Raw genomic sequence first — 14,665 nt, 5'->3', positions numbered from 1 at the left:
GAAAATTTATCTGATGAATGATATTGAAACGGCATTAAGCCAGATTGAGAATTTTCAGTTCATACACGAACATCTGTTTAGCTCCGGTCAACCGACCACTACCCAATTACAGCTGATGAAAGAATACGGTGTATCTACAGTCATCAATGTGGCGTTGACCGATAGCGAACAGTATCTGCCGCATGAAGATAAAATTTGCCTTGAGCTGGGACTGAACTATATTCAGGTTCCGATTTCCTGGGAAACCCCTTCAGACAATCAATGCCTGCTGGTACTGGATCTGATCGATCATCTGGTAAAAGAGCAAATGGTCTGGGTACATTGTTCGCAAAACTACCATGTCAGCTGTCTGATGTACTTATATCGTCAGTACTATATGGATATGGATCTACCTACAGCACAAGAATACTTGCATCAGATCTGGGAACCAAATGAAACCTGGACTGGTTTAATGCATGCAGTTGCCCTACAGTTACAAGGCCGTAAAGCAACGCAGGAACTGGAACTTTCCTTAATTAATCCAAATTATTTTGCCTGATTTTATTTACTATGGCTCAATAACACGGTTGCCATCGACATAATGCCTTCCTGACGACCGGTAAAACCTAACTGTTCAGTGGTGGTGGCTTTAATACTGATTTGAGTCACATCAATATCCAAGACATCTGCAATACTTTGACGCATGGCCAAATTGTGTTTCGCCAGTTTTGGACGTTCACAGGCCACGGTAATATCGGCATTATTCAGGTGATAACCACGATCCAGAATTAGCTGATAAACATGCTTGAGTAATACCCGACTATCTGCACCTTTAAACTCAGGATCTGTATCAGGGAAATGCTGGCCAATATCTCCGAGCGCCAAAGCACCCAACAAAGCATCACAGAGTGCATGCAGCACTACATCACCATCCGAATGTGCTTTCAGACCGTGAGTATGCGGAATTTGAATGCCTGCCAGAGTGATAAAATCACCTTCTTCAAATGCATGCACATCCAGACCCTGGCCAATACGAATTTGTGCGATCACCTTATACATCCTTTAGAAATAGCCCATTGAAATCTTGTACACTTGCTTTCTATTTCGCTATAGTTAGACCAAGCGTAACACAGTGAAAGTATAAGCGATCATGCTACTGAAAACTGATATAAATATGTTGAAAATAATTGGCCTGATGCTCGGTCTGGGGACGATTTCTACGGGTAGCTCAGCGATCACAATGGATTGTAGCGATGACAGCAAAAAAACGGCTGCCATGAATAAAGTCTGCTCAGCATCGCTGGCTGAATCTCGTGCAAAACTCGCAGACCAATACTTTACTGCTTTTCTGATTACTGATGCACCTGTGCGTTTATTACAAGATAGCCAACAACTATGGGCGACCCGCTTACAGCAATGCAAAACGCTAGACTGTTTTAAACAGCAGTTTGAATGGCGTTTAGATGATTTAAATGTCTATATTTCACTGAATCAAAGTCTGACCCAGCATTATATTAAGTTTGAACAGGGACAAATCGCCAAGCAGCCCGTGCATCTCAAGATTCATCAACTGACCAAAGACCGGATCAAGATTGAAGGCCTGGCATATCGTAATCCAAATAACCGGACCGAGAAGCAGACCGTTCCTTTTTTAGCCTATACCACGCCTGAGACAAAAAACCAGATCACCGATAATGAAAATGACTGCCGCTATGAGTTTAACTATAGTAAAGCCATTTTAGCGGTCAGTAGCCAGCAGAAAGGCTGTGAACGATTTACCGGTATTTATCGACTATATGATTGATTTAATTTAAAAATATTAAAATTTATTGTTATATAAAATGATATCTTTGATGTAAAAAATAGCCCGCAAGCGGGCTATCAATTTAAGCTGGATAGTATTGCGCAATTTCCTGACTAATCATCGCAGCCGTTGCAGCTGATAAAGTCCAGCCCAGATGACCATGTCCGGTATTGTAAAAGACCCGCTCATGTTTGCCACGGCGTACCACAGGCATCATATTTGGCATCATGGGGCGTAAGCCTGCCCACGGAACAACATGCTCAGTACACAGGTCAAAATTACGATTGGTCCAGTCAATTAAAGGTTGAATTCGGTCAGCACGAATATCCCGGTTATAGCCATTAAACTCGGCTGTTCCTGCAACACGCAAACGATCCTTGCCTAGGCGTGACAAGACAATTTTCGCACTTTCATCTAGCAGACTGACCCAAGGTGCGTTGTTCTGGCTCTGCTCATCATTCAGTTGCACGGTAATCGAGTAGCCTTTGACTGGATAGACATTGACTCGTTCACCAAATATTTCAGCCAATTGATAGCTGCCAACCCCTGCACAGACCACAATGGCATCTGCATTAATTTCCAGAACATCCTCTGGAGAGGAATGGACATTTTCAGTACTAGGTTTGCATTTAACCCGAATATTCTGAGCCTGATGATCAACAACAAAAACATCTTGACCAAACTCAAATTTCACGCCTTTTTGCATACAGGCTTTGGCCAAACCGGTACTAAATTTATGAATATCCCCGGTGGCATCGCTCTGACAGTAAAATCCTGCATAATAATCGCCAGTTAATGCAGGTTCGATCTGCTTGATTTCTGCATTGGAAATGGCATTGCGCTCCAGACCACCGCTACACAACAGATCATTGACTTTGATCGCAACATCATAATCTGTCTTGTTATGATAAAAATGTAAAATTCCACGTTTTTCTAAATTGAAATCAATATTTTCTGTTTCGGCAATTTCAAATAAGCGTGCTCTTGCCAGTAAAGCCAGCCGTACAGTCTCTCGGGTATTGGCTTCATAATGTTTGATATTGCCCAGAAATTCCATGAGCCAGCTGTATTTATGCACACTGAAAGAAGGATTGAGCAAAAGTGGTGCGGTTTTTTGTGACATCCATTTGATGCCTTTGAGTACCGTGGCTTTCTGGTTCCATACTTCGGCATTACAGGCAGAAAGCTGGCCGCCATTGGCAAAGGATGTTTCCATTGCCGGATAAAGATGCCGATCAACCACAGTCACTTGATAGCCTGATTGTGCCAGCTCATAAGCTGTGGTTACTCCGGTAATACCGGCCCCAATCACCACGACATGACGCATAGACACCTCCTTGATTATATTGATGTCTTTTCCCATCTGTCATGTGTACCTGAGAGCTTCGGTAGATACATTGCACATCAATGCGGCCACCTTCCCCTTCGGTGAGTGATTGAACACTTCTCTCCAGAGTTTTTATCCATTATCACAGTCCTTTTGCCTGAGAGTTTCCTGGGAACTTGCTCCTTCGGCGAATGCAGAAGCATTTCTCTCCTGCAATAATGTTTTATTATCATGAGCAATTTATATACCATTTTTAGGAAAAACACAGTTTTTATTTATGTTAATTCACGTGAATTTATCTGTGATTCTTTTTAATTAAGAGCATACATGGGTGATGGAGGATATTGCCTAGATATCAAATTTTTAGATTTTGCTGTCCTAAGTAAAATGAGCAAGTTCTATCCTTTATAAAATTCCAGAACTTATTTAATTTTGGCGTTTAAATAGAACTCAACATTTGCTTAGGCTATTTTAATAATTCAAAGTATATGTCATCCAAAGCAAAATTTAGACTTTTATCATTTATTCTAGAATTTTAGATAATCCAAGAAAGCATCAGTACTAAGCTTCCTGCTGCGACCACTGTTTGTACACTGATAATACTAGCCATTAACTCACTATCGCCACCATACACCCGGGTTAAGACATAAGAAGCTGAGGCGGTAGGAAGTGCAAAGAACAAGACCAATACCTGAGTAGTTAATGCATCAATCTGGAAAATTTTACACACTAAAAATGCAATCAGCGGCATTCCGAACAGGCGACCAAAGGTTATCAGGCTGAGTGGCAATACATCACGCTGAAAACCCTGAAACTGTAAGGCTGCTCCCACACACATCAAACCGAGCGGCAAACTGCACAGTGCAATCTGTTTAAGGAACTGCTCTGTTCCAGTCCAGAGTGACAAACCGGAAAGATTAAATAAACCACCCACTATACAGCCTAAAATTAATGGATTTTTAGACAAATCCAGGACGATTTTTTTCAGCTGCATATCGTGGCTACGGGTAAATGCCAGCACTGACAAGATATTCACCAAAGGAATACACAGCACCATGATCACAGCGAAAATAGTCATACCCTGCTGCTGAAATAAGGCGCTGACAGCAGCAAGGCCAATATAGGTATTAAAGCGCAGTAAACCTTGAACATAGACGCCGAAACGCGCATAGGAAATTCGGTAAATTTGGCGCAAGATATACAGCGCAATACTGACCACAGCCATGATGCTAAATACGACCAGTACTACATCCTGAATGACATTCATTTGAATCTTGGCAGTGGCCAGATTTAAAAACAGCATTACCGGAAACAATGCATAATAATTTAACTTTTCAGCGCCTCGCCAAAAATCATCACTCAACCATTGCCTACGCTTAAGCAGATAACCAAAGCTGATCAGTCCGATGAGGGGAAATAAAGAAGTTAAAATAATATGCAGCATGTGACATCCTGGTCTGTTTTCTGCCTAATCTTAAGCCGCTTAGACTGAACAGAAAACTTAGCATATTGATGAGCTTTTTCACCACTCAATTTAAGTAGCAAAAAGCTTGAATTTTCACCAACCAATCATATTGATCTGATGATTTTTTCTAAAATCAGTAAATGTAACGGAATCAAAGGTTCTCCGAGCTTTTGACCCAGTGGATATGCTTCAATCTTTTCAGTCAGCTGATAGCCATGGCGCTGATAATATGCCAACAGTTCAGTACGAACATTTAACACTGACATCTGAATCACGTTCTTCTTAAATATTTCGAAAATATGGGATTCGGCAAAGTCCAATAATTGCTTGCCATAACCCGAGTTTTGCTCAGCAGGTGCAACAGCAAAGCTTCCAATCTCTGCTACTTGCTGCCCTAAGCTCACGCCAATACAACCAAGAAGCTTATTTTCAATTTCCAACACAAACAGCTGAAAATCTGCTGAATTGAGCAATTCATATAACTGTTGTTCTTGAATACGATCACCCTGGATCATTCCTTCTTCTGTGGTCCATCCACCCCGAGTACGATAAGCTGTATTAATTAGTATGGTAAGTTGCTGAATATCAGCTTTGCTTGCCAATCGTATATTTTTATAGTGATTCATTTTATAAATAAAAAAGTCAGACCGGAGTCTGACTTCAAAACAATTTCACTTTAAAGTTAAAGCAAATTATTTAGGTTCAATCGGTGCAAATGGCGCAACTACATCGGCATTTTGCGCACGGTGACGCATGAAGTGATCCATCAGCACAATCGCCAGCATCGCTTCAGCAATCGGGGTTGCACGCACGCCCACGCAAGGATCATGACGGCCTTTGGTCAGTACATCAGTATCTTCACGCTCAATATTGATGGTTTTACCCGGCGTGGTAATAGACGCAGTTGGCTTCAAGGCAATCGCAACACGAATGTCTTGACCGCTAGAAATACCACCTAGAATACCGCCAGCATGATTGGCCAGGAAGCCTTCTGTGGTGAGTTCATCACGGCTTTCATGACCAAACTGTTCAGCGACGCCAAAGCCATCACCGATTTCGACACCTTTAACGGCATTAATCGACATCATGGCATGCGCGATGTCAGCATCCAGACGATCAAAGACTGGCTCGCCCCAACCCACTGGCACCTTAGATGCAATGATCTCAAGTTTAGCACCACAGCTTGTGCCCTGTTCACGAAGCGAAGTTACTAGCGCTTCAAAACGCGGTACTGCATCCACATCGCCACAGAAAAACGGATTGTTTGGAACTTCGTTCCAGTCCAGTTTCTCTGCTTTTTCAGTACCAATCTGGGTTACATGACCACGAATCTCAATGCCAAATTTCTCGAAAAGGAATTTCTTGGCAATTGCACCCGCAGCAACACGCATTGCCGTTTCACGCGCACTTGAACGGCCTCCACCACGGTAATCACGGAAACCATACTTTTGGGTATAGGTATAGTCAGCATGACCCGGTCGGAATGTCTGCGCAATATTGCCGTAGTCTTTCGATTTTTGATCCGTATTACGAATTAACAAACCAATTGAAGTACCGGTGGTTTTACCCTCAAACACACCGGAAATAATTTCTACTTCATCGGGTTCTTTACGTTGGGTTGCAAATTTCGATGTACCCGGCTTACGGCGGTCCAGATCCTTTTGCAAATCAGCTTCAGTCAGCTCAATGCCGGGTGGAACCCCATCGATGATCGCCATCAGGCCAACACCGTGAGATTCACCACAAGTCGTTACACGGAACAGTTGCCCTATACTATTACCTGCCATGTCAAACGACTCCTTATGCTTGAATAGACTGTATGAATAAATCACGGTAGGTACGACATTGCTCTGCAGTCAATGCAAAGATACCCGTACCACCTTTCTGGAATTGTAACCAGTAGAAATCAACCGAATTAAAGTTTTGGCGCATCGCCCATTCTGAGTTACCCACTTCGATCACGATCAGGCCATTCTCAGTCAGATAATCTGCTGCTTGAGCCAGCATTTTACGCACCAGATCCAGACCGTCCTGACCTGCAGCAAGTGCAAGCTCAGGCTCATGATGGAATTCCTCAGGCAAATCAGCCATATCTTCCGCATCGACATACGGCGGATTAGATACGATTAAATCGTATTGGTTTTCAGCTGGAATTTTTTCAAACAGATCTGATTCAAGCAAAGCGATCTGATATTGCTTGTCATGATGCTCAGTATTGATTTGCGCAACTTCCAAGGCTTCTTTCGAAATATCAGTCGCATCTACTTCCGCTTCAGGGAAAGCATAAGCCAAGGCAATTGCGATACAGCCGGAACCGGTACACATATCTAGAATGCGTTGTGGTATCTTCGGATTCGGGTTTTCCGGCAAGTTATTAACCGCTTCACCCATTTGACCATGTTCACCCAGGAAATACGGGGCAAAACGGTTCTGAATCAGTTCAGCAATCGGTGAACGTGGAATCAGCACACGCTCATCGACATAGTAGGGTTTGCCGTCAAAGTAAGCCAGATTCAATAAATATGAAGTTGGAACTTTTTCATTAATACGGCGTTCCAGCAGACTTAAAAATTCGGCTTTTTCACTTGGCAATAATTTGGCATCTAGAATTTCAGCGTCCGCTTTCCATTCTAGTGACAGGGTTTGCAACACTAGCGCTGAACTTTCAGCAAAATAATCTTCTGTGCCTTGGCCCAAATGTGCATCGTATTGACGTAATGCTGTCACACCAAAACGAATAAAATCACGAATGGTGGTTAAATTTTCAGCGGCTTCCTGCATATGTTCAGGGCTAATAGTCGGTCGATCCACTTAAGGCGTCTCCAAGGTCATTTTTTTAAACGCCTTATGATACCTTGTTTTGCCTGCTTTTATAATGCTAAAAGCATGAAAAACACGAATTCTCTACGCTCACAAAAATTATAAAACTCCTGTTTTTGTGAGCGATTATGCAGATAAATGTTTACTTTATTCAGAGGTGTTTTTGTTAAATATCCATGTTAATGGTATGACGACTTATCGAAAACCGGACGCATAAGAACGGGATTGATAAAGATTGGCCTGATCCATAATCAAAGCCAGCATACATTGCCCTTGTTGCTGTTTGGCATATTTTCCTGACATTCTAAAATTACATTGCTGGGCCAGTTTACGCTCCCACAATACATGCTGACTGCGAATGGCGGCGGTTTGATTCGGATTCAATTTAAGATAAGTTTTATAGTTTTTCTTCAGACGTTTATTGTGAACTTTCAGCTCTTTTTCCAGGCATTTTTCCGCTTTAGGTGTATTACCATAACTAAAATTCATGCACTGTGTATATTCCTTGGAATACCCAATAGCAGCCTGCGTCTGAACCGCAGTACCCGCAAAAATTGCAACTAAAAACCATGCAAGACGCATAACTTCCCCTTGACCGAAACCGGTACAATCCCAATAAATGTTTAACAATCAATATTGTTTAAATTATCCACTGATATTAACGCAGTCCGGACAAAAATCCTATGCCTTTCTCGGACTGAAAGATTAAACAGTTGCACAATTGAAAATTGGCACATGACCCACATATAATCCGCATTCAATCTTCAAATGAGCCCAGATCTATGAGCTATAAGCACAATAATCTTATGGCGATGCGCCAGAATTACTGGAATGATAAAGCCTCCAGTCAGGTGCAGCAAGAAAAGGTATTTTTGCAGTCGACCTTAGTGCAACATGGCGTATTTACCGATGCGACACTGGACGATGCTAAATATCTGTTTTTTGGCTTGCCAAGTATTGTGATTGTAAAAGGCTATGCTTTGGGCTTCATGCATGACAGCGTACAGCGCCTGATTCATCAACATATTCAAACAAATAAACAACAGTTACAGCAACGATCTGAATTAAAAATCCAATTTCAAATGGCATAATGCCCCGTCTAAACTGATACAAGTTGGTGAATAAATGAAAGCTTGCCTAGCTTTTACTATGAATTCAGCAGCTTAAACTTTTTTAATACGTGCAGAAACGCTACTATCCCTTACAATGATTTATTCTGCTTCATGCTGATGATGAAAGGATCGAGTTTACATGTCAGATCAGAACGATAAGCTTAAACAACTGAAAACCTCCTCTATGGATCGACGCTTATCGATCGCAAAGGCATCCTTGCTGGCAGGCACGCGTTGGGCGGCTTCTAGTGCAAGCTCCATGTTCTCAAGTGAAGAAGAAAAAGAAAAGAAACGTAAAAAAGCCATGAAAGAACAGGCTGATTATCTGGTGGCAGAAATTGGCAAGCTAAAAGGGTCTATCGTTAAAATTGGCCAGATGATGGCACTGTATGGTGAGCATTTTCTGCCAGAAGAAGTCACTCAAGCTCTAAATACCCTGAACAATCAGACGGTGGCATTGGCATGGCCAGCCATCAAGACCCAGTTACAGCAACAACTCGGTTCAAAACTCGACGATCTCACCATTGATCATGAACCTTTGGGCACAGCTTCTTTGGCACAGGTACATCGCGCTACCCGAAAATCTGATGGCATGGAACTGGTGTTAAAAATTCAGTATCCGGGTGTGGCAGAAGCCATTGATTCGGATATGAGCCTGTTTAAAAACATGCTGAAATTGACTCGCATCGTGCCGCAGACCCGCGAATTCGACCAGTGGTTCGATGAAGTTCGTGAGATGATGCACCGTGAAGTAAATTATCAGATTGAAGCAGATACCACGCGTCGTTTTGCGGCGCGTTTAAAAGATGATCCTCGTTATATCGTCCCAACCATTATTAATGAATATTGCTCAGATCGTGTGCTATGCATGACTTTTGAACGTGGTGTGCCGATCAATAGCCCGGTAATGTTATCCCTGCCCCAAGAACGCCGCAACCTGTTAGGTGAAGCGTCACTGGAAATTGCAGTGCGTGAAATCTTCGAATGGGGCGAGATGCAAACCGATCCGAACTTTGGTAATTATCTGGTTCGTCTGGGCAATGGCGCAGATGTGCACGACAAGATCATTCTGCTCGACTTTGGCGCGATCCGCCAGTTTGACCAGCATCTGCTCAGTGTTGCGCGTAACCTGATCCAGGCAGGCTATCATCATGACTCGGATATGATGGTCAAGGCGATGACTGGTTATGAGTTTTTTGATTCGATTCCGCAAAGCATCAAACCGGATATGGCCAAAGTCTTTTTACTGGCCACCGAAGCGTTTAGTTCACCGCTAAATAATCAAGAATTGCCAGCTGGCATCATGGATGAACATAATCGCTATGACTGGAAAAAAAGCCAGCTGCATAGCCGTGTGATGCAACAGGCATCGAGATCTATGGCTTCACGTTATTTCAGTGTTCCACCCAAAGAATTTATGTTTATTAGCCGTAAATTTATTGGTGCCTATACCTTTATGACCGTGATTGATGCCAAAACCAATGTGCGTGCCATGATTAGACATCATCTCTCTTAAAATAAAATCTGCATCAAAAAGACCCGGATGATTTTGTCATTCGGGTCAATTTTTAGACATATTCGATTTTTTATATTTTTATCTTTCTTTTATTTTTCATTAATTTATTCCTCCATTTCTTCAATCCCTGAAACCTAAAAATTGTCAATCATTCGTGTCAGGGATGACATGGTTTTATCTCTGAGTGCATGTCAGTATTAAAAAAAATGACGTGACAACACCTTTAGGATAATCAGAATGAATAATATGGTGAATAAAGCCCAAGGATTTGGCTTGTCCATACTGACCAAAATCGCGGGTAGCGAAGTATTAGACCAATTAAAACTGCGTAAATTTGTTGAAAAATCGCTTTATCAAAGTTCAAAAGCAGGATTCAAAACACTGAGTCAAACCCAGAAAATCCTGAAATCTGGCCAGAAGATTCAAAAACAACGTCTCCCGCATCAGTCTAAATCCTTATTTGATCTAAACCTGACTGAAGAGCAGCAAATGACCTGTAATGCCATGCAGCAATTTGCCCAAGAGGTGCTGTATCCCTTGGCGCATAATGCAGATCAGCATGAATTATTTCCCCATGAACTCTCGCAATACAGCACTGATTTAGGTTTGAATTTCTATGCCCTGCCTGAAGCATTGGGGGGCGTTGCATCGGAACAGAATATCGTCAGCAATATTTTAATCGCTCAACATTTGGCTCAGGGTGATTTCAGTCTGACGGCTGGCTTACTTTCGACTTTTAGTGTCATTAACGCCATTACCCGCTGGGGCTCAGAGCAGATTCAGGCAGAATATCTGGGCGCTTTCGCAGAGAATCCTGAGTTAAAGGCCACCTTTGCAGTACAGGAAAAAACAGCAGCGTTTAACCCGGAGCAACTTAAAACCAAGGCTGTTGCACATCAGGGACATTATCTAATTCTGGGTGAAAAGACCTTAGTGCTCTTGGGAGAAAGTGCCGATCTGTATCTGGTCAGTGCTGATCTGGATGGCAGAGCTGAGGTCTTTGTGGTGCAACGCGACAGTACCATCACTGCGAAAAAATCGCCGGCTATGGGTTTAAAGGCCACTGAAACCGTTACGCTCAAATTTGAAAATACTCCAGCTCAACGTCTGGGAGATAAAGATTTTGATTATGCAGCTTTTGTTGATCTGGGTAATTTAATGTGGTGTGCGATGGCAGTGGGCACCTGTGAAGCAGTCAAAAAATACTGTGTGCAATATGCCAATGACCGTATTGCCTTTAGCGAACCAATTTCTCATCGTCAGAGTGTCGCCTTTATGATTGCTGATATGGCCATTGAAATTGACGCGATGCAAATGCTGATCCTGAATGCCGCCAGTCTGGCTGAATCCGGTCAAGCTTTCCATCGTGAGGCTTATCTAGCGCGTCTGCTCTGCGCAGAAAAATCCATGAAAATAGGCACCGATGGTGTACAGATTTTGGGTGGTCATGGTTTTACCAAAGAACATCCGGTAGAACGCTGGTATAGAGACCTAAGAGCCACTGCCATTCTCCATTCTGGCTTACATGCCTGATCAGAACATAAAGAAGAACAATGATGAATCTACAAACTCCAAAAAAATTTAAGCTTTTGATTGATCAAGCACATGAAGTTGCCCTCAATGTTTTGCGTCCGATTTCACGTAAATATGACAAGGCTGAACATGCTTATCCGATAGAACTAGACATGCTCGCTTCTGTGGTCGACGGTATGAATCATGGTAGCGAAGGCATGAATGCCGGTGCAGCAGTCAATAAACGTGGCGATGCAGATACGACTAATAAAAATGGCATCAATATGTCTACCGCCCTAAGCATTATTGAAATGTGTTATGGCGATACTGGCTTATTACTCTCGATGCCACGCCAAGGATTAGGAAACTCAGCCATTGCAGCTGTTGCCAATGAGGAACAATTGCACCGTTTTCATGGAACTTGGGCCGCCATGGCGATTACCGAGTCAGGTTGCGGTTCAGATTCCGCTGCAATTCGTACCACTGCGACTAAAGACGGTGATGACTATATTCTGAATGGCGAGAAAATTTTTGTGACCTCTGGAGAGCGTGCTGATGCAGTGGTCGTTTGGGCAACTCTGGATAAAAAGCTGGGACGATCAGCTATTAAATCATTTGTGGTGACCAAAGGTACTCCAGGAATGAAGGTCGAACGACTGGAACATAAATTAGGGATTAAATCATCCGATACCGCCACGATCAGCTTTATCAACTGTCGAGTACCTGCTGCAAACTTGCTCGGCCATGCAGAAATCGATGTTGCTAAAGGCTTTGCTGGCGTGATGGAAACCTTTGATAATACTCGCCCGCTGGTCGCCGCCATGGCGATTGGTTGTGCGAAAGCCTCGCTGGAACGCATCAAGGAGATTTTTAAGGATCAGCTGGACTCCACTTATACCACACCGTATTTACAAAGCTCTAATATCGCAACACAAATCTATCGTATGGAAGCTGAATGGGAAGCAGCACGCTTGCTGATGCTGAAGGCCGCCTGGATGGCCGATAATCACAAACCAAATTCACGTGAAGCCTCTATTGCCAAAGCCAAGGCCGGTCGGATCGGTAATGAAATTACCTTAAAATGTGTCGAACTGGCAGCAGCCATTGGTTATAACGAAACTGAACTTTTGGAAAAATGGGCGCGTGATTCCAAGATTCTGGATATTTTTGAAGGCACCCAGCAAATTCAGCAACTGATTATTGCCCGTCGGGAATTAGGAAAATCATCGAGCGAATTAAAATAATGATTGCTCATTAAATAGCGAATTAAACTTATCTAAATTGAATAAACGATGGCTTTTTTAAGCATTTAACGTTATAAAAATTCATCGTTTTTTCAAAATAAAATCAGTCCAATATGTACTCTATTCGTCCTATTCAGCCTGAAGATAATGCTCAAATTGCAAGCATTATTCGTGGTGTTTCCCAAGAGTTTGGACTGGCAGCAGAATCTGGTTTTGCCGTAGGTGATTCTATTCTAGATGAACTATATCAAGTTTATCAGCAACCGGAATCAGCTTACTGGGTTGTTGTAGATCAACAAAATAAAATTTACGGTGGTGGTGGAATTGCGCCCTTAAAAGGTGATGCAACTATTTTAGAAATTCAGAAGATGTACTTTTTACCTGAAATCCGTCAGCAGGGTTTTGCCAAGAAAATTTTAGAATTATCCTGTGAATTTGCACAGGCTCATCAGATTAAGTCAGTCTATCTAGAAACAACTAAAGCGCTTTGGCAAGCGGTGAAACTTTATGAAAAATTAGGTTTTCAGCATCTTGATCATCCTCAAGGCAATACCGGACATAGTGAAGCCTGTGAAATCTGGATGCTGAAAAACCTTTCAACTTAGAGATTTTTTAGTAGATAGATAAAATTTGTACATTAATAAAGTGCTTTCATCAGCAGCAAGCTTGACTCTTGTATATAGGCTGCCTAACATCAAAATACGTTTATTCAGGCATGGAATTCACAGTTTGTTTTTTTCTCATCTATTAAATCCAATTAAATCTAAATGTTCACTATTTAATTCTCATTCTTTTAAATTTTCTTCTATTTTATTGGGCACTTTTCTTTTTGCGGGTTGCTCATCCTTGGGCGGAGGCTCGGTAGAAAAACGCGCAGCTAAGCTGTCTAAAGGCATTCAAACTGCTTATTCTACCCCATCGAGTACAGCTAATCGTGTTTCACCTTTAATTGTTCAACATGCACAAAATCAGGGTGTAGATCCGCTTCTAGTGGCGGCTGTGATTCGTCAGGAATCTACTTATCGTAGCCAAGCAACTTCGCCAGCAGGTGCGGTAGGCTTGATGCAAGTGATTCCGAGATATTGGCAACAAACTTGTCCAGGTGATTTATACAATGAAAGCAGTAATATCCAATGTGGTACATATATTCTTTCTAAATATAATCAATCATCCGGTGACTGGAAGAAAGCGCTCGCCTATTATAATGTAGGTCCGTCGGGTTATGAAAATAATCGTAAAATGCGTAAACAAGGTAAACGTTATGCCAAACAAGTAAAACAACATAAAAAAATGCTGAAAGACTCTCTCTAATGACTGAATAAAGAGAGGTAATTCAACTATGCTTAGGCTATTTTATTTAATATTTGGTAAATAGTAATTGCTAATTGTGCTCATTAAAATCTTTAACCTGAAAGTATATCTACAACCTATTAATCTCAGCCATGAGATATGTATTCGGCTAAGATAGTTTGCAATAAAAAACCAGCGATTCGCTGGTTTTTTATTTGCTAAGATTTATAAGATCAGCCTGTGAACTCTTTTAGATTAAACACTCGAGGCTTAAAATCCCATAAGATCAACAGGAATCAGCAATACTTCTATGTACTTAGCTTAGGCAGCTCTAGCAGCCCAAATACTACTTATAAAAAGATGAGTACCTATTAAATTCTTATGGAAATTAGATAAACAACAGTTATTTGACCAAATCCCACGCATAAAAAAAACACCCCCGGCCTTATGGTCGGGGGTGTTTTGGAATAATGAGCTGGCGATGACTTACTCTCACATGGGTAATCCCACACTACCATCAGCGCTAAGAGGTTTCACTTCTGAGTTCGGGAAGGGATCAGGTGGTTCACTCTTGCTATGGTCGCCAGCACAACTGT

General features: G+C 42.1%; 15 protein-coding genes, 1 rRNA gene and 1 riboswitch. Of the genes, 8 read left to right on the top strand and 8 right to left on the bottom strand.

Annotated elements, in window-relative coordinates; translation table 11 throughout:
- Positions 1-13 precede the first annotated feature (13 nt).
- Positions 14-538, top strand: a complete 525-nt coding sequence (locus NI468_RS12050) for a protein tyrosine phosphatase family protein (RefSeq protein ID WP_005251987.1) — start codon at positions 14-16, stop codon at positions 536-538.
- A gap of 2 nt (positions 539-540) precedes the next feature.
- On the opposite strand, the gene ispF is transcribed toward NI468_RS12050, so the two are convergent.
- Positions 541-1,029: a 2-C-methyl-D-erythritol 2,4-cyclodiphosphate synthase gene (gene ispF, locus NI468_RS12045; protein WP_253102099.1), complete on the bottom strand. Its 489-nt coding sequence runs from the start codon at positions 1,027-1,029 to the stop codon at positions 541-543.
- 100 nt (positions 1,030-1,129) lie between these two features.
- Between ispF and NI468_RS12040 the strand changes: the two genes are divergently transcribed.
- Complete coding sequence (locus NI468_RS12040; protein WP_253102096.1) at positions 1,130-1,783, top strand: A1S_1983 family putative colistin resistance protein; 654 nt, start codon at positions 1,130-1,132, stop codon at positions 1,781-1,783.
- Between the two features lie 82 nt (positions 1,784-1,865).
- Here the strand turns inward: NI468_RS12040 and NI468_RS12035 are convergent, their stop codons facing one another.
- The 6 genes from NI468_RS12035 to NI468_RS12010 all read right to left on the bottom strand — a co-directional run bounded on the left by NI468_RS12035 (position 1,866) and on the right by NI468_RS12010 (position 7,977).
- Positions 1,866-3,110 (bottom strand): D-amino acid dehydrogenase, encoded by a 1,245-nt coding sequence (locus NI468_RS12035; protein WP_253102092.1) that lies wholly within the window; start codon positions 3,108-3,110, stop codon positions 1,866-1,868.
- 135 nt (positions 3,111-3,245) lie between these two features.
- A riboswitch (glycine riboswitch) is annotated at positions 3,246-3,333 on the bottom strand.
- Between the two features lie 312 nt (positions 3,334-3,645).
- A complete protein-coding gene (locus NI468_RS12030; RefSeq protein WP_005262773.1) occupies positions 3,646-4,554 on the bottom strand; it encodes an AEC family transporter in 909 nt (302 codons plus the stop codon).
- A 125-nt stretch (positions 4,555-4,679) separates the two neighbouring features.
- Positions 4,680-5,201, bottom strand: a complete 522-nt coding sequence (locus NI468_RS12025; protein ID WP_005246131.1) for a GNAT family N-acetyltransferase — start codon at positions 5,199-5,201, stop codon at positions 4,680-4,682.
- Positions 5,202-5,267: 66 nt separating this feature from the next.
- On the bottom strand, positions 5,268-6,362 hold the full coding sequence (gene aroC / locus NI468_RS12020) for a chorismate synthase (RefSeq protein WP_004280471.1): 1,095 nt from the start codon (positions 6,360-6,362) through the stop codon (positions 5,268-5,270).
- Between the two features lie 13 nt (positions 6,363-6,375).
- On the bottom strand, positions 6,376-7,386 hold the full coding sequence (gene prmB / locus NI468_RS12015) for a 50S ribosomal protein L3 N(5)-glutamine methyltransferase (RefSeq protein ID WP_005100101.1): 1,011 nt from the start codon (positions 7,384-7,386) through the stop codon (positions 6,376-6,378).
- Between the two features lie 204 nt (positions 7,387-7,590).
- The gene (locus tag NI468_RS12010) at positions 7,591-7,977 is read right to left on the bottom strand and encodes a lysozyme inhibitor LprI family protein (protein WP_005100100.1); all 387 of its coding nucleotides are present in this window, start codon (positions 7,975-7,977) and stop codon (positions 7,591-7,593) included.
- Positions 7,978-8,177: 200 nt separating this feature from the next.
- Here NI468_RS12010 and NI468_RS12005 point away from each other — a divergent pair, with 200 nt between their 5' ends.
- From NI468_RS12005 to NI468_RS11980, 6 genes are all read left to right on the top strand, one after another.
- A complete protein-coding gene (locus NI468_RS12005; RefSeq protein WP_004731213.1) occupies positions 8,178-8,486 on the top strand; it encodes a hypothetical protein in 309 nt (102 codons plus the stop codon).
- 160 nt (positions 8,487-8,646) lie between these two features.
- Complete coding sequence (locus NI468_RS12000; protein WP_004280475.1) at positions 8,647-10,023, top strand: ABC1 kinase family protein; 1,377 nt, start codon at positions 8,647-8,649, stop codon at positions 10,021-10,023.
- Positions 10,024-10,269: 246 nt separating this feature from the next.
- Positions 10,270-11,556 carry an acyl-CoA dehydrogenase family protein gene (locus NI468_RS11995; protein WP_253102125.1) on the top strand — a complete coding sequence of 429 codons (1,287 nt, stop codon included), beginning with the start codon at positions 10,270-10,272 and terminating at the stop codon, positions 11,554-11,556.
- 23 nt (positions 11,557-11,579) lie between these two features.
- Positions 11,580-12,779 carry an acyl-CoA dehydrogenase family protein gene (locus NI468_RS11990; protein ID WP_253102122.1) on the top strand — a complete coding sequence of 400 codons (1,200 nt, stop codon included), beginning with the start codon at positions 11,580-11,582 and terminating at the stop codon, positions 12,777-12,779.
- A gap of 113 nt (positions 12,780-12,892) precedes the next feature.
- Complete coding sequence (locus NI468_RS11985; RefSeq protein ID WP_005100090.1) at positions 12,893-13,384, top strand: GNAT family N-acetyltransferase; 492 nt, start codon at positions 12,893-12,895, stop codon at positions 13,382-13,384.
- 124 nt (positions 13,385-13,508) lie between these two features.
- Positions 13,509-14,090 carry a lytic transglycosylase domain-containing protein gene (locus tag NI468_RS11980; protein ID WP_005106797.1) on the top strand — a complete coding sequence of 194 codons (582 nt, stop codon included), beginning with the start codon at positions 13,509-13,511 and terminating at the stop codon, positions 14,088-14,090.
- A gap of 452 nt (positions 14,091-14,542) precedes the next feature.
- On the opposite strand, the gene rrf is transcribed toward NI468_RS11980, so the two are convergent.
- A 5S ribosomal RNA gene (gene rrf, locus NI468_RS11975) occupies positions 14,543-14,657 on the bottom strand.
- Between the last annotated feature and the right edge of the window lie 8 nt (positions 14,658-14,665).

This window comes from Acinetobacter lwoffii (genome assembly GCF_024129355.1).
Taxonomy (GTDB): domain Bacteria; phylum Pseudomonadota; class Gammaproteobacteria; order Pseudomonadales; family Moraxellaceae; genus Acinetobacter; species Acinetobacter lwoffii_I.
Note: the sequence above shows the minus strand (reverse complement) of the source record. Positions and strands in the feature narration are given on the sequence as shown.

Excerpts from the sequence above, each read along its gene's own strand:
- NI468_RS12050 (WP_005251987.1), top strand. The coding sequence starts at position 14 with ATGAATGATATTGAAACGGCATTAAGCCAGATTGAGAATTTTCAGTTC.
- NI468_RS12040 (WP_253102096.1), top strand. The coding sequence starts at position 1,130 with ATGCTACTGAAAACTGATATAAATATGTTGAAAATAATTGGCCTGATG.
- NI468_RS12035 (WP_253102092.1), bottom strand. The coding sequence starts at position 3,110 with ATGCGTCATGTCGTGGTGATTGGGGCCGGTATTACCGGAGTAACCACA.
- NI468_RS12030 (WP_005262773.1), bottom strand. The coding sequence starts at position 4,554 with ATGCTGCATATTATTTTAACTTCTTTATTTCCCCTCATCGGACTGATC.
- NI468_RS12025 (WP_005246131.1), bottom strand. The coding sequence starts at position 5,201 with ATGAATCACTATAAAAATATACGATTGGCAAGCAAAGCTGATATTCAG.
- aroC (WP_004280471.1), bottom strand. The coding sequence starts at position 6,362 with ATGGCAGGTAATAGTATAGGGCAACTGTTCCGTGTAACGACTTGTGGT.
- NI468_RS12010 (WP_005100100.1), bottom strand. The coding sequence starts at position 7,977 with ATGCGTCTTGCATGGTTTTTAGTTGCAATTTTTGCGGGTACTGCGGTT.
- NI468_RS12005 (WP_004731213.1), top strand. The coding sequence starts at position 8,178 with ATGAGCTATAAGCACAATAATCTTATGGCGATGCGCCAGAATTACTGG.
- NI468_RS12000 (WP_004280475.1), top strand. The coding sequence starts at position 8,647 with ATGTCAGATCAGAACGATAAGCTTAAACAACTGAAAACCTCCTCTATG.
- NI468_RS11995 (WP_253102125.1), top strand. The coding sequence starts at position 10,270 with ATGGTGAATAAAGCCCAAGGATTTGGCTTGTCCATACTGACCAAAATC.
- NI468_RS11990 (WP_253102122.1), top strand. The coding sequence starts at position 11,580 with ATGAATCTACAAACTCCAAAAAAATTTAAGCTTTTGATTGATCAAGCA.
- NI468_RS11985 (WP_005100090.1), top strand. The coding sequence starts at position 12,893 with ATGTACTCTATTCGTCCTATTCAGCCTGAAGATAATGCTCAAATTGCA.